The organism is Pseudomonas fluorescens (genome assembly GCF_012974785.1).
In the GTDB taxonomy this organism is placed as follows: Bacteria; Pseudomonadota; Gammaproteobacteria; order Pseudomonadales; family Pseudomonadaceae; genus Aquipseudomonas; species Aquipseudomonas fluorescens_BT.
The window spans coordinates 6,236,928-6,249,833 of sequence record NZ_CP027561.1 but is presented as its reverse complement, the minus strand read 5'-3'; the positions used below and the strand labels follow the sequence as shown (position 1 = coordinate 6,249,833).

The following is a 12,906-nucleotide window of genomic DNA, read 5'->3' as shown; positions in this document are numbered from 1 at the left end:
AAGAATGAGCAAGAAGATCTTTGTCACCGATACCATCCTGCGCGACGCTCACCAATCGCTGCTCGCCACCCGCATGCGCACTGAAGACATGCTGCCGATCTGCGACAAGCTCGACAAAGTCGGCTACTGGTCCCTGGAAGTCTGGGGCGGCGCAACCTTCGACGCCTGTGTGCGCTTCCTGAAAGAAGACCCGTGGGAGCGCCTGCGCCAACTGCGCGCCGCGTTGCCCAACACCCGTCTGCAAATGCTCCTGCGCGGGCAGAACCTGCTGGGCTATCGCCATTACAGCGATGATGTGGTCAAGGCGTTCGTCGCCAAGGCCGCGGTCAACGGCATCGACGTGTTCCGTATCTTCGACGCGATGAACGACGTGCGTAACCTGCGCGTGGCGATCGAAGCGGTGAAGGCTGCCGGCAAACACGCCCAGGGCACCATCGCCTATACCACCAGCCCGGTGCATACCATCGACGCATTCGTGGCCCAGGCCAAGCAGATGGAAGCCATGGGTTGCGACTCGGTGGCGATCAAGGACATGGCCGGCCTGCTGACCCCGTATGCCACCGGTGAACTGGTCAAGGCCCTCAAGGCCGAGCAATCGCTGCCGGTGTTCATCCACTCCCATGACACTGCCGGTCTGGCCGCGATGTGCCAGTTGAAGGCCATCGAAAACGGTGCCGACCATATCGACACCGCGATCTCCAGCTTCGCCTGGGGCACCAGCCACCCGGGCACCGAGTCGATGGTCGCAGCCCTCAAGGGCAGCGAGTTCGACACCGGTCTGGACCTGGAGCTGTTGCAGGAAATCGGTCTGTACTTCTACGCCGTGCGCAAGAAGTACCACCAGTTCGAAAGCGAGTTCACCGCCGTCGACACCCGTGTTCAAGTCAACCAGGTGCCGGGCGGGATGATTTCCAACCTGGCCAACCAGTTGAAAGAGCAGGGCGCTCTGAACCGCATGAACGAAGTGCTGGCGGAAATCCCGCGCGTGCGTGAGGACCTCGGTTTCCCGCCGCTGGTGACCCCGACTTCGCAGATCGTCGGCACCCAGGCGTTCTTCAACGTGCTGGCCGGCGAGCGCTACAAGACCATCACCAACGAGGTGAAGCTCTACCTGCAAGGCGGCTACGGCAAGGCGCCGGGCACCGTGAACGAGAAGCTGCGTCGTCAGGCCATCGGCAGCGAAGAGGTGATCGACGTCCGCCCGGCCGATCTGCTCAAGCCGGAAATGACCAAGCTGCGTGCCGATATCGGCGCTCTGGCCAAGTCCGAAGAAGACGTGCTGACCTTCGCCATGTTCCCGGACATCGGCCGCAAGTTCCTCGAAGAGCGTGCCGCCGGCACCCTCACCCCGGAAGTGCTGCTGCCGATCCCGGAAGCGGGCAAGGTGGCCTCGGCCGGCGGCGAAGGCGTGCCGACCGAGTTCGTCATCGACGTTCACGGCGAAACCTATCGCGTGGACATCACCGGTGTCGGCGTCAAGGCTGAAGGCAAGCGTCACTTCTACCTGTCCATCGACGGCATGCCGGAAGAAGTGGTGTTCGAGCCGCTCAACGAATTCGTCGGCGGCGGCAGCAGCAAGCGCAAGCAAGCCTCGGCTCCGGGCCATGTCAGCACCACCATGCCGGGCAACATCGTCGATGTGCTGGTCAAGGAAGGCGACACCGTCAAGGCAGGCCAGGCTGTGCTGATCACCGAAGCGATGAAGATGGAAACCGAAGTCCAGGCCGCGATTGCCGGCAAGGTCACCGCCATTCACGTTGCCAAGGGCGACCGGGTGAACCCGGGCGAAATCCTGATCGAGATCGAAGGCTGAGATAACAGCCTCGATACAACGCTTTAAACCTCGGGGGGGCATGTGCTCCCCTTTTTTTTGCTTTACACACGCGGCCGCACTTTGCGGCCGCGTGTGATCGGTCCTCAGAACGCCATTCGCCACTGGCCCGATACGCCATGGTTGCGGCTGTCGGTACCGATCTCACCCGACAAGCCAACACCGAGTGTGTGATTGGCCGAAACGGTCAGATCAAGCCCGGTGTCCAGCGTCAGGCTGTTGCGATCCAGCTCTGCGCCATAAACGGTGTAGTCACGGCCGCCGGTAACCAGACGTTGGCGGGTGCTGGTGTCGGTCTCGCCGTAAACGTGCTTCCATCCCGCGCTGAATCGTGGCGTGAGGCGTATGCCGTTATCCAGCGTGCTGACTTTCGCCAAACGCAGGCCGACGGTGGTGTTGAGGTTGCCCTGGGATTGATCGTCCACCTTGAGCGCCGCCGTTCCGCCTTTCTCGGTGTAGCCGTCGCGCTGGTAGCGTTGGTAGGCGAGGCTGGCAAACGGCTCGACGCTGACGTTGGCCCGACCCAGGTTGTATCCCGACTCGATGAACGCTTGCTGGGTGCTGGCCTGGAAGTTGCCTTTCAGTCGGTCTTGGAAGCGGCCGAACGCGACTTCGCGACGGGTACTGCCTTCGTGACGGCTCCAGGTTGCGCCGAGCCGAAGTGACAACGGGCCGGTCTGGCGCAAGGCGTAGGCGCCGAGGTGCCAACTGTCGAGATCGCCGTCCAGCTCCTTGCTGTCCAGGCGCGTGTCGGAGGTGCCGCCCATCAAGCCCAGGTGCCATTCTTCATTGAGGCGCCAGTCCGCACCGAGCAGCAGTCCTTTGGTGGAGTGCTGCATGGGCTGCACATCGCGATCCAGTTTCCCGCTGTGGCCGAGGGCCTGCAGCCAGACCCTGCCACTCTCGGCGTTTCCGGCCGCGTGGCGGGGTGCGTTTGGCTGGTTGTCATGCAGGTTATCGAGCTGGTGCATGGCCGACAGCAGGCTGACGCTGACCGGCGTGACGCTGCTCAAGGTGGCCTTGGCGAGGTTGGCGTTACTGCCGCCGGCCAGTTGATCGAGGGCGATGGCGGCCGTGGCTTTGTCGGTGGTGAGTAGTGCCGCAATGGCAGAGTTGCGCGCAGTGGTTGAAACCGCCGGCGTCTGAGGCGTGGCAGGGGATTGCAGCGTTTGCGCTTGTCGGAGTGGTTCGGGAGATTCCGGCGTTTCGGCCGGAGCCTGGGTTTGAACAGCGGAAGGGGCTGGCGACACCTGAGGCTCAATGCTTTTACCGAACTCGCGGCTATTGTCGCTGGTGGCGACTTGCTCGAAGGGCACCTCATTGCGGGCATAGCTCAGGCCGACCCGCTTGGGATCATCGTAATCCAGGGTTGGCGTCATGAAGGCCAGATTGTTTTCAATGGTGCCGAACCGGCCCTCGACCTTGCCGGCCTTGAGGATGGTGTGCTGACTGCTTTGTGGATAGTCACCGCTGGTGACCAGTTTCAGGGTCGCCTCCCCGAGGCTGGCAGTGCCCTCGACGATGATGGTCGGGCTGTTGCCGGAAGCATCGACCGAATAGGCCAATACTGCCGGACGCGACAATTTCAGGTCGCCCCTGATCCTGGGTGCGCCGTACACCTCGTCAACGGAAAAGCGTCCCTGCACATTCAGGCCGCCGACGACACCGCTGCCGGCGAAATGACCGTTCTCCTGCACATCCACGTTGCCGGCAATGAGCCCCGAGTGAGTCAGATCCCCGCCGGGGAGAACCGTGACCCCGTGATCAATCTGGCCTCTGTTGATGAAAATGCCCTCGGTCAGTGCTCCACCCAGAATATGCCCTTCGTTAATCAGGGATGCCTTGGCGCGTATCAGCACCCCGGTGCTGAAGTCACCCGAACCTGAGCGCGTCCAGGCGCCTTGTTTGACCTCCAGTCCCTCGAAGTTGCGTGATTCGCCGAGTTTTCCTTCCTTGGCATCGAGTTGCAGAACGTTAACTCCGGCGCCTCCGTCAACGATCCCGGCGAAGCTGCCACGAGGCTTCACGATTACCAGGTCGTTTGCATCACTCAGTTGCAGGGAAATGCCGTCTCTTGCCTTTTGCCCGCTCTTGACGGTAGTCGTAAGCGTGTCCGGGGCTTTGATAAATGCGTCGAGCGCTGATAGTCCTGGCGTCGGTGTTTGTTCGGGTGGCGGATCAGGAACGAGAACGGACTCCTGCGCCAGTGAGATCCCCGTATAGCCGAGTGTCAATGCAATAGCGACGGCCAGATGGTGAAGTCGGTGTGTATATCGAACAGGCATCGGGTCAACCTCCGTGTTGGGAGGTCGAACTCTAAAACGGGGTGCCTGGGCATCGATGTCAGTCGGATCTGCCAAGCATGCAGGGATTGTCGACTGACGTGACAGTAAAGCGGCCCATTTTGTTTAACGGACCGCTTTTGCTTTCATCGCGTGGAACATTTGCCTACAGCATTCAGAAGCTCATCTGCCACTGCCCGATCAGCCCGTGATTGCGACTGTTGCTGCCCATCTCGCCGCTGTAGCCAAGGCCCAGCGTATGCCGCGCAGAAACGCCCAGGTCCAGCCCTGCCTCGAGGACAAGGCTGTCACGATCCAGCGAGCTGCCATCGACGCTGAACGCGCTCCCGCCCACGACAAACGCCTGACGGGTCGAGCTGCTGACATCGCCATAGGTGTGCTTCCAGCCGGCGGCCATGCGTGGGGTCAGGCTCATGCCATTGCCCAGCGAGCTGAGGTGCGCCAAGCGTACGCCGAAGGTGCTGCTGAAGTTGTCCTGGGTCTGGCTGTCGACCTGCAAGGCCGCCGCGCCGCCCTTTTCCTGATAGCGGTCGCGGTGATAGCGCTGGTAACCGAGGCTGGCGAACGGTTCGGCGCTGAGCCGGCCAGTGCCCATGGCGTAGCCGAGTTCGGCGAAGGCTTGCTGGCTGTCGGCGTCGTAATCGCCTTTGGGACGATCGCTGAAACCATTGAATGCGATGGTGCGTTTGCTTTCGCCCTGATGGCCGCTGTACGCGGCGCCGAGGCGCAAGGCCAGCGGGCCGTTCTGATGCAGCGCGTAAACGCCGGCGTGCCAGCTCTCGACATTGCCGTCGACGCCGGTGGCGTCCAGGTCGGTGTTCGAATAGCCGCCGAGCACGCCCAGGCGCCATTGCGGATTCAGTGCCCAGTCGGCACCGAGCAGGCTGCCCTTGGTGCGTTGTTCCAGACCGCTGCTGCCGTGTTCGCCATCGAGCTTGCCGTAGCCACCGATGGCTTGCAGCCAGAGTCGGCCCCGGGCGTTCGGATCATTCAGGTTTCGCGCTTCGGACGGTACGCCGTTGGCGGCGAGGATTGGTGTGTCACGCTGATCGAGGCCGATCGTCAAGCCTGGGCTGCCACCCATTTGCTGCATCGCCGAGAGCATGCTGCTGCCCACCTGACTGCTGGCGCCGAGGCTGGCGCTGGTCAGGTTGGCGTTGCTGGCGCCGGCCAGTTGCTCGATGGCTGCGCCTGCACTGCTTTGAGTGGTGTTGAGCAAAGCGTTGTACAGCGGGTTGTTCTTGCCCATTGAGGCGAGGCTGTTGGCGGCGTTGCTGCCGTTGCCGGTAGCAGCGAACTCATTGAAGGCCACGTCATTGCGGGTGTAGGTCAGGTTGACCTGCGTTGGCGTGTAAGCGAGGGTCGGCGTGAGGAACGCGTAGTCGCTGGTGACCGCGCCGAACGTGCCGTTGACGCGCGCAGCCTGCAGCACCGTGTAATGGCTCTGCCACGGATAGGTGCCGCTGCCGGGATTGACCGCCAGCGTTGCGCCGTTGAGATTGGCCGTGCCGCCGACCTGGACTGGCGCGCTGCTGCCATCGGCGTTGACGCCGTAGGCGAGGGTGGATGCACTGCCCATGTTCAAGTCGTGCACGATGGTTGCGGTGCCGAGCCGGGTGTCAGTGCGCAACGTGCCATTCACGTTGAGGTTGCCCACCGACCCGCCGCCGGCATACACACCTCCGGCGTCCACGCTCAGGTTACCGGCAATGCCACCCTGGTTGATCAGGGTCGCGCCATTGCGCACGGCACCGCCGTCGCTGAAATCGCCGCTGCCGGTCAGGGTCCAGGCGCCTTGCTTGACCTCAAGCCATTCGAAATGGCGGCTCGCACCAAAGCTGCCGCCCGCCGCGTCGTCCATCACTACTCGGTCGTAACCGCTGCCGCCATCGACCACGCCGACAAAGCGGCTGCCGTTGCGCAGTGTCAGGCTGTCGTTGCCACCGCCCAGGTCCAGCGCGAGACCGTTGCTGCCGCTGATGGTGCCGCCGTTGATCACGTTGTCGGCGAACTCACCGACGAACTTCACACCAAACCCGTCGAGGCCCTGAATGGTGCCGTCGTTCTTCAGCGTGGTGGCCGCCAGCCCCGAACCGCCGCTGCCGTCGTCCACCAGAATGGCGCTGTTGGCGCCGCTGATCAGGGCGCCTTTGGCGTTGAGGATGTAACCGCCGCCCAGCGCGATGCCTTCACTGCCATTGGCGAAACCGCCCTTGTCCACGCCGCCCGCGCCGACGCCTTGAATGGTGCCGTAGTTTTCGATGTGAGCGATCTTGTCGATGTCCACGCCGTCACCGTCGCCGTTGGGCTGCAAGCCTGAATACGCACCCGTGATGGTGCCGTGGTTGATCACCGTGCCGTTGCCGTCGGAGCCGAAGCCGGAGCCGTTGCGCCCGGTGATCTGCCCGTAATTGACCAGCGTCGCGCCGAGGTCGGTGGTGATGCCATGACGGCCGCCGGAAATCACGCCGTAGTTGGTCACGCTGACGCCGGTCGCGGTGTCGATATCGATACCGTCGAACTTCTGATTGGCGTTGTGCGAATCACCGGTGGAAATTTCGCCGTAGTTGCTGATGGTCGCGTTGGCGCCGGTTTTCATGCCGTCGCTGGCGTCGCCACGAATCAGCCCTCCGGCGCGGTTGATGATGGTGGTTTTCACACCGTCGCTGCGCAACGCATCCAGATCCAGCCCTTGGCCTGTGGTCGAGCGAAGGGTGCCGCCGTTGTCGATCAAGAGACTGCCACTGACGAAGTTGCTGTCGATGCGAATCGCATCGTTGGAACCGAGAATCTGCCCGCTGCTGCGGTTGTAGATCGCGTAGTTGCGTGCCTGGGTCAGATCGCCGAGAGAAAGGCGCTGAGGCGGGAGCGGCATGGGGGGAACGTCCTTTTAGTTATAAGTGAGGGCGTTCTGTATAGCGGAGGGTTTTTACAGAATGATGTATGGCCTATGTGCATTCTTTTGCAGTTCAGGCCTCAGATTTGGACGTTCATCTGCAATTCATTGCAGATCCGACGGTGGTGCAGAGTCGAAATCGCAGCCTTGGACATCGCTTGAATGAGATGCCGCAGGCTGCGCTCTTTTACGTTCACCGGCTCAAGCGCGGCACTCAACCAACCCCTTCACCTGCCCATCCGCCGTCTGATTCTCATCGCTCAACCAGCGCTCGAATCCCGCTGCGATCGCCGGCCATTCCGAGTCCAGAATCGAATACCACGCGGTATCGCGGTTCTGGCCCTTGACCACCATGTGCTGGCGGAACACGCCTTCGAAGCTGAAGCCCAGACGCTCGGCCGCGTATTTGGAGCGGGCATTGCCGTTGTTGCATTTCCATTCGAGGCGGCGGTAGCCGAGGGTGAAGGATTCTTTGGCCAGCAGGTAGACCGCCTCGGTGCTCTTCGGCGAGCGCTGCATCGGGGCGCCGAAGGTGACGTGGCCGATTTCGATGCGGCCCTGGGCCGGGACGATCGACATCAGGCTGAGGAGGCCTTGCACCTGGCCGCTGGCGCGGTCGATGACGCTGAAGAAATACGGATCGCTGTGGGCGGCGTGGTTGTTCAGCCAGTCATTGAAAGCGCTGCGCTCCGGAAACGGGCCGTAGGGCAAGTAATCCCAGAGTTTCGGATCGGCGCCGGGGCCTTGCAGGGCATTGAAGAGGTCATCGCCGTGGCGTGCCGGGTCGAGTTTTTCCAGGCGGATGAAGCGGCCTTCGATCAAGGTGGTGGAGGGCGGCGGCACGCCTTTCCAGTCAGCGAGAGAAATCGTCATGCGCGTGGCTCCTTAAATGGCTTTGCGAAACTGGATGAAACCCGGGCGTTCGGCGATGCGCTCGTAGAGCTGGATCGCCGTGGCATTGGTTTCGTGGGTCAGCCAGTGCACCTTGCAGCAACCGTCGGCCTTGGCCGTGGCGTAGACGTGTTCGATCAGCAGGCGACCGACGCCAGTGCCACGGATTTGCGGCTCCACCAGCAGGTCTTGCAGGTAGCAGGAGTTTTCGATGCTCCAGTTCGAACGATGGTAGATGAAATGCACCATGCCCACCGCTTTGCCGTCGGCCCAGGCGAGGGCGGCGTGGGTTGGTTCGTTCGGGTCGAGAAAACGCTGCCAGGTGCTTTGGCTGACGGCGCCCGGCAATTCGGTGTTGTAGAAGCGCAGGTAGGCCTGCCACAGCGGCAGCCACGCCGCGTGATCGCCGGCGCTGACCGGACGGATGTCGATCTGACTCATGGTGATTTCCTTAACGCATCAAGTGAGCGAGGGTTTGATCATTGATGTCGGGGCTGGCGGCCAGGCCTTCGCGCACGCCGGCGATGTCTTCGGTGCTGCGGTTCTGGCTGAGCTTGCGCTTGCCTTCGAGGCGGTCGATCGGAATGGCGAATCCGACGATCGCCTTGAGCATGCCGTCGATGTAATCGGCCGGCGCATCGTCGACGGACCAAGGCTGGTCGCGGCCCGCTTCATGGCGATCGGTGAGGGTGCTGACGATGTCCAGCAGCCGACCGCCATCGCTGAAGGTTTCGGCGTGACCGTAGGCGTGCACGGCGACGTAGTTCCAGGTCGGCACGACTTTGCCGTGCTCGGCCTTGCTCGGATAAAAGCCCGGGCTGACGTAGGCATCGGCACCGGGGAAAATCAGCATGGCCTCGGCGCCATCGCGCAGGTCTTTCCACTGCGCATTGGCCTTGGCCAGATGCCCGTACAGCGTACCGTTCGGGCCTTGTTCACGATGCAGCAGCACCGGTACGTGGCTGGCCTGCAAGCCTTGTTCGCCATGGGTCACCAGGATCGCGAGGCGGGTGGCGAGCATCAGTTCGTGCAGTTGGGACAAGTCGTCGATGGCAAAGGCGCGGGGCGTGTACATGGAGAAATTTTCCTTGGCGAATGCCTGCATCGTAGGCAGGCTATTGGTCTGTTGTAAGAGCCATTGATGACCAATTTCACAGGTCCATTGTCATGCCCGATCCGACCACGCTGTCGCTGCCGTTCAACCCCGCCGGTATTGAGCTCGACCGCCGCAAAGGCCTGAGCCGTCAGCTCTATCAGGCCTTGCGCCTGCGTGTGCTCGACGGGCTTCTGGCCAGCGGCACGCGCTTGCCGGCCAGTCGGGATCTGGCGGCAGCGCTGGGGATTTCCCGCAACAGCGTGGTGCGCGCCTACGATCAGCTGTATGCCGAGGGTTTTATCGAAGGACGGGTCGGTGACGGGACGTATGTAGCGCAATTGCCGCAATCGACGGCACCGACGAAAAAACTATCCACAAAAGTATCCACAGGGTTTTCAACAGGCTTACCCACAGCTTTATCCACAATTGTGGCCAAAACCACTGGGGATTTATCCAGAAAAGTTATCCACAGCGGAGCCATGCAGCGGCTTGAACAGAATCATTTGCCAACGCCGCCAAGCGGTCCGCCACGGGCTTTCCGGGTGGGGGTTCCAGCGTTCGATCTGTTTCCGTTCGACGTCTGGGCCAAGCTGAACGCGGCGTTCTGGCGCAAACCCGACTTGCAGCAACTGTGTTACGGCGACCCGGCGGGCGATGCACGCTTGCGCGGTCTGATCGCCGCTTATTTGCGCAGTTCGCGCGGCATGCAGTGTTCCGCTGAGCAAATTGTGATCACCAGTGGCGCGCAGCAGGGAATCAGCCTTTGTGCACAGTTGCTGGTGGAGCCGGGCGCCGGGGTCGGCATTGAAAATCCGGGCTACCGCGCAGCGGGTCACGCCTTCGCGCTGGCCGGTGGCCGATTGCAAGGCATTGCCGTGGACGAAGAGGGTATCGACTGCGCGGCACTGGCGGCCGCCGAAGATTGCCGAGTGGCTTATGTCACGCCCTCTCATCAGTACCCGACGGGGGTGGTGATGAGCCTGGCGCGGCGCCTGGAACTGCTGGCCTGGGCCGAGCGTACCGGCGGCTGGATTGTCGAGGACGACTACGACGGCGAGTATCGCTACACCGGCGCGCCACTGGCCCCGCTGGCTGCACTCGACCGTCAGGGCCGCGTGCTATACGTCGGCACCTTCGGCAAAGTCGCGTTCCCGGCGCTGCGCCTGGGTTATCTGGTGTTGCCGCCGGGGCTGGTGGAGGCGTTTGCGCAGCGGCGTGCAGTGGATGTCCGGCACTCCGAAGTGAGCACTCAGGCGGTGATGGCCGAGTTCATGGCGGCAGGGCACTTCCAGCGGCACATCCGACGGATGCGTCGGGCAGCCCTGAGCCGGCGCAACACGCTGATCAATGGTTGGCCACATGGCCTGGCGGGTGTGGGGGCATTGCCCGCGGTGTCGGCCGGATTGCATCTCACGGTGACGGTCGACAGCGTGGCCCGCGAACAGCAATTGATCGAGCAGGCCGCCAGCGTAGAGGTGGAAGTCCATGGCTTGAGCAAATACTGGCTGCCGGACTCGACGCTGCCGCTCGATCAGCGCGCCGGTCTGGTGCTGGGTTTTGCGGCGGTGCCGGAGCCGGCGATCGAGTCGGCCCTGGCCCGTTTGCGGCAAGCCTGGGGTGAGTGAAGACGGAACGTCGGTATCCAAAGACCCGCCGGGGCGGGTCTGAGCTGGATGGGAAGGTTTCAGGTGCCGGATTTGATCTTCGTCCACGCCCGCGTGCGCGCCCGTTCCGCATCGCGCGGCAGCGGTTGCAAGGTGTAGAGCGTATTCATCGCCGCATCGGTCGGGTACAGATTCGGATTGTTGCGAATCGCCGGGTCGACAAGTACGGTGGCGTCCTTGTTCGGGTTCGGATAACCGACAAAATCGCTGACAGGGGCGATCACCTGCGGTTGCAGCAGGTAGTTGATGAAGGTGTAGGCGTCCTGCGGGTTTTTCGCGCCTTTCGGGATAGCGAGCATGTCGAACCAGATCGGCGCCCCTTCCTTCGGCAGGCGCATGTCGACCACCACGCCATTCTTCGCTTCCTTGGCGCGGTTGGCGGCTTGCGAGAAGCTGCCCGAATAGCCGACCGCGACGCAGATGTCGCCGTTGGCGATGTCGGCCATGTATTTGGACGAATGGAAGTAGGTCACGTACGGGCGAATCTTCATCAGCAGCGCTTCAGCCTTGGCGTAGTCCGCCGGGTTCTTGCTGTTGGGATCCAGGCCGAGGTGTTGCAGGGCCAGCGGCAGGATCTCCGACGGCGAGTCGAGCAGGGCGACACCGCACTGCTTGAGCTTGCTGATGTTCTCTTCCTTGAAGATCAGATCCCAGCTATCCACCGGCGCGTTGTCACCCAGCGCCGCTTTGACCTTGGCCGGGTTGAAGCCGATCAGGATGGTGCCGTACATGTACGGCACGGCGAACTGGTTGCCCGGGTCGTTGGCCTCGATCAGCTTCATCAGTTTCGGGTCGAGGTGATTCCAGTTCGGCAACTGACTGCGATCCAGCGGCTGGAACACGCCGGCTTCGATCTGCTTGGCCAGGAATACGTTGGATGGCACCACCACGTCATAGCCGGAGTTGCCGGTCAGCAGCTTGGCTTCCAGCGCTTCATTGGTGTCGAAGATGTCGTAGACCAGTTTGGTCTGGGCGTTCTGCGTCTTGAAGTCTTCCAGGGCCTTGGGGGTGATGTAGTCGAACCAGTTGTAGACGCGCAGGGTGCGTTCTTCGGCGTGGGCCGCGCCGCTCAGTAGCGCCGCGCACAGCGCGGGAGCGATCAAGTGCTTGAGTCTGTTCATTGTTCGAAACCTTCAAGCACGTTCACCGCATTGATGCCGATTTCTTCCACCGCGTAGCCACCTTCCATGACGAACAGGGTCGGTTTGCCGAGGGCCGCGATGCGCTTGCCCATGGCCAGGTAGTCCGGGCTGTCGAGCTTGAACTGCGAGATCGGGTCGTCCTTGAAGGTGTCGACACCCAGCGACACGACGATGATGTCGGCGCCGTAGCTGTCGATCTCAGCACAGGCCTGATCCAGCGCCGCGCTCCAGACATCCCAGCCGGAACCGGCCGGCAGCGGATAGTTGAAGTTGAAGCCTTCGCCGGCCCCTTCGCCGCGTTCGTCTTCGTAGCCGAGGAAGAACGGGAATTCCGCTTCCGGGTGGCCGTGGATCGAGGTGAACAGCACATCGCTGCGCTCGTAGAAAATCGACTGGGTACCGTTGCCGTGGTGATAGTCGACGTCGAGGATCGCAACCTTCTTGTGGCCCTGATCGAGGAATGCCTGCGCTGCAATGGCGGCGTTGTTGAGGTAGCAATAACCGCCCATCAAGTCGCCGGCAGCATGGTGTCCCGGCGGACGGCACAGGGCGAAGGCTCCACGGGCGCCGCGCTGGATTTCCGCTTGAGCGGTCAGCGCCACTTGCGCTGCGCTGTAGGCCGCTTGCCAGGTGCCGGCGGTAATCGGTGCGCCGCCGTCGAAGCTGTAATAGCCGAGCTGGCCGTGCAGGCTGGTCGGTTTGACCTGACGCAGAGTGCGCGCCGGCCAGGTGTAGGGCAGCAGGTCGCCGTCGGTGTTGAATTCGGTCCAGCGCGCCCAGGCGCCTTTGAAGAAGTCGAGGTAATCGCGGCTGTGGATGCGCTCGATCGGTCCAAGGCCGAAATCTTTCGGTGCTTCGACCGGGCCGAGTTTTTGATGTTTCACACGTTGCAGCACGTGGTCGGCGCGCGACGGCATCTCGAAGCAAGGCTTGAGTTGCCCGTCGATCAATTCGCAGCGGCCATGGTGCAGGTGGTGATCGTCAGAGTAGATCGTCAGCATTTGTTGTTCTCCGCAGGGGCTGATTCGGTTGGCTCCAGTGTTGCGGCGCGGGGCGAATCGGAGAACGGCCAGAGAGGCCAAA

Annotated in this window: 8 protein-coding genes and 1 pseudogene; 2 read left to right on the top strand and 7 right to left on the bottom strand. The window is 62.4% G+C overall.

Annotated elements, in window-relative coordinates; all coding sequences use genetic code 11:
- Positions 1-4: 4 nt before the first annotated feature.
- Complete coding sequence (oadA, locus tag C6Y56_RS28615) at positions 5-1,813, top strand: sodium-extruding oxaloacetate decarboxylase subunit alpha (protein WP_169432523.1); 1,809 nt, start codon at positions 5-7, stop codon at positions 1,811-1,813.
- 104 nt (positions 1,814-1,917) lie between these two features.
- On the opposite strand, the gene C6Y56_RS28610 is transcribed toward oadA, so the two are convergent.
- From C6Y56_RS28610 to C6Y56_RS28590, 5 genes and pseudogenes are all read right to left on the bottom strand, one after another.
- Complete coding sequence (locus C6Y56_RS28610) at positions 1,918-4,116, bottom strand: autotransporter outer membrane beta-barrel domain-containing protein (RefSeq protein WP_169432522.1); 2,199 nt, start codon at positions 4,114-4,116, stop codon at positions 1,918-1,920.
- Between the two features lie 172 nt (positions 4,117-4,288).
- A pseudogene (locus tag C6Y56_RS28605) lies at positions 4,289-6,985 on the bottom strand (autotransporter outer membrane beta-barrel domain-containing protein); the annotation flags it as partial.
- Positions 6,986-7,231: 246 nt separating this feature from the next.
- Positions 7,232-7,903, bottom strand: coding sequence for a GNAT family N-acetyltransferase (locus tag C6Y56_RS28600; RefSeq protein ID WP_169432521.1), 672 nt, complete (start codon positions 7,901-7,903; stop codon positions 7,232-7,234).
- Between the two features lie 12 nt (positions 7,904-7,915).
- Entirely contained in the window at positions 7,916-8,362 is a 447-nt protein-coding gene (locus tag C6Y56_RS28595) for a GNAT family N-acetyltransferase (protein WP_169432520.1), read from the bottom strand.
- A 10-nt stretch (positions 8,363-8,372) separates the two neighbouring features.
- A complete protein-coding gene (locus C6Y56_RS28590) occupies positions 8,373-8,996 on the bottom strand; it encodes an FMN-binding negative transcriptional regulator (RefSeq protein WP_169432519.1) in 624 nt (207 codons plus the stop codon).
- Between the two features lie 92 nt (positions 8,997-9,088).
- Between C6Y56_RS28590 and C6Y56_RS28585 the strand changes: the two genes are divergently transcribed.
- Positions 9,089-10,642, top strand: coding sequence for a PLP-dependent aminotransferase family protein (locus C6Y56_RS28585; RefSeq protein WP_169432518.1), 1,554 nt, complete (start codon positions 9,089-9,091; stop codon positions 10,640-10,642).
- 59 nt (positions 10,643-10,701) lie between these two features.
- On the opposite strand, the gene C6Y56_RS28580 is transcribed toward C6Y56_RS28585, so the two are convergent.
- A complete protein-coding gene (locus tag C6Y56_RS28580) occupies positions 10,702-11,802 on the bottom strand; it encodes a polyamine ABC transporter substrate-binding protein (protein ID WP_169432517.1) in 1,101 nt (366 codons plus the stop codon).
- Positions 11,799-12,824, bottom strand: a complete 1,026-nt coding sequence (locus tag C6Y56_RS28575) for a histone deacetylase family protein (protein WP_169432516.1) — start codon at positions 12,822-12,824, stop codon at positions 11,799-11,801. Before C6Y56_RS28575 ends, C6Y56_RS28580 begins: the two co-directional genes overlap by 4 nt.
- Between the last annotated feature and the right edge of the window lie 82 nt (positions 12,825-12,906).

What these genes read in the sequence shown, in the direction of transcription:
- C6Y56_RS28595 (WP_169432520.1), bottom strand. Translation starts at nt 8,362, where the DNA reads ATGAGTCAGATCGACATCCGTCCGGTCAGCGCCGGCGATCACGCGGCG.
- C6Y56_RS28610 (WP_169432522.1), bottom strand. Translation starts at nt 4,116, where the DNA reads ATGCCTGTTCGATATACACACCGACTTCACCATCTGGCCGTCGCTATT.
- C6Y56_RS28580 (WP_169432517.1), bottom strand. Translation starts at nt 11,802, where the DNA reads ATGAACAGACTCAAGCACTTGATCGCTCCCGCGCTGTGCGCGGCGCTA.
- C6Y56_RS28575 (WP_169432516.1), bottom strand. Translation starts at nt 12,824, where the DNA reads ATGCTGACGATCTACTCTGACGATCACCACCTGCACCATGGCCGCTGC.
- oadA (WP_169432523.1), top strand. Translation starts at nt 5, where the DNA reads ATGAGCAAGAAGATCTTTGTCACCGATACCATCCTGCGCGACGCTCAC.
- C6Y56_RS28600 (WP_169432521.1), bottom strand. Translation starts at nt 7,903, where the DNA reads ATGACGATTTCTCTCGCTGACTGGAAAGGCGTGCCGCCGCCCTCCACC.
- C6Y56_RS28590 (WP_169432519.1), bottom strand. Translation starts at nt 8,996, where the DNA reads ATGTACACGCCCCGCGCCTTTGCCATCGACGACTTGTCCCAACTGCAC.
- C6Y56_RS28585 (WP_169432518.1), top strand. Translation starts at nt 9,089, where the DNA reads ATGCCCGATCCGACCACGCTGTCGCTGCCGTTCAACCCCGCCGGTATT.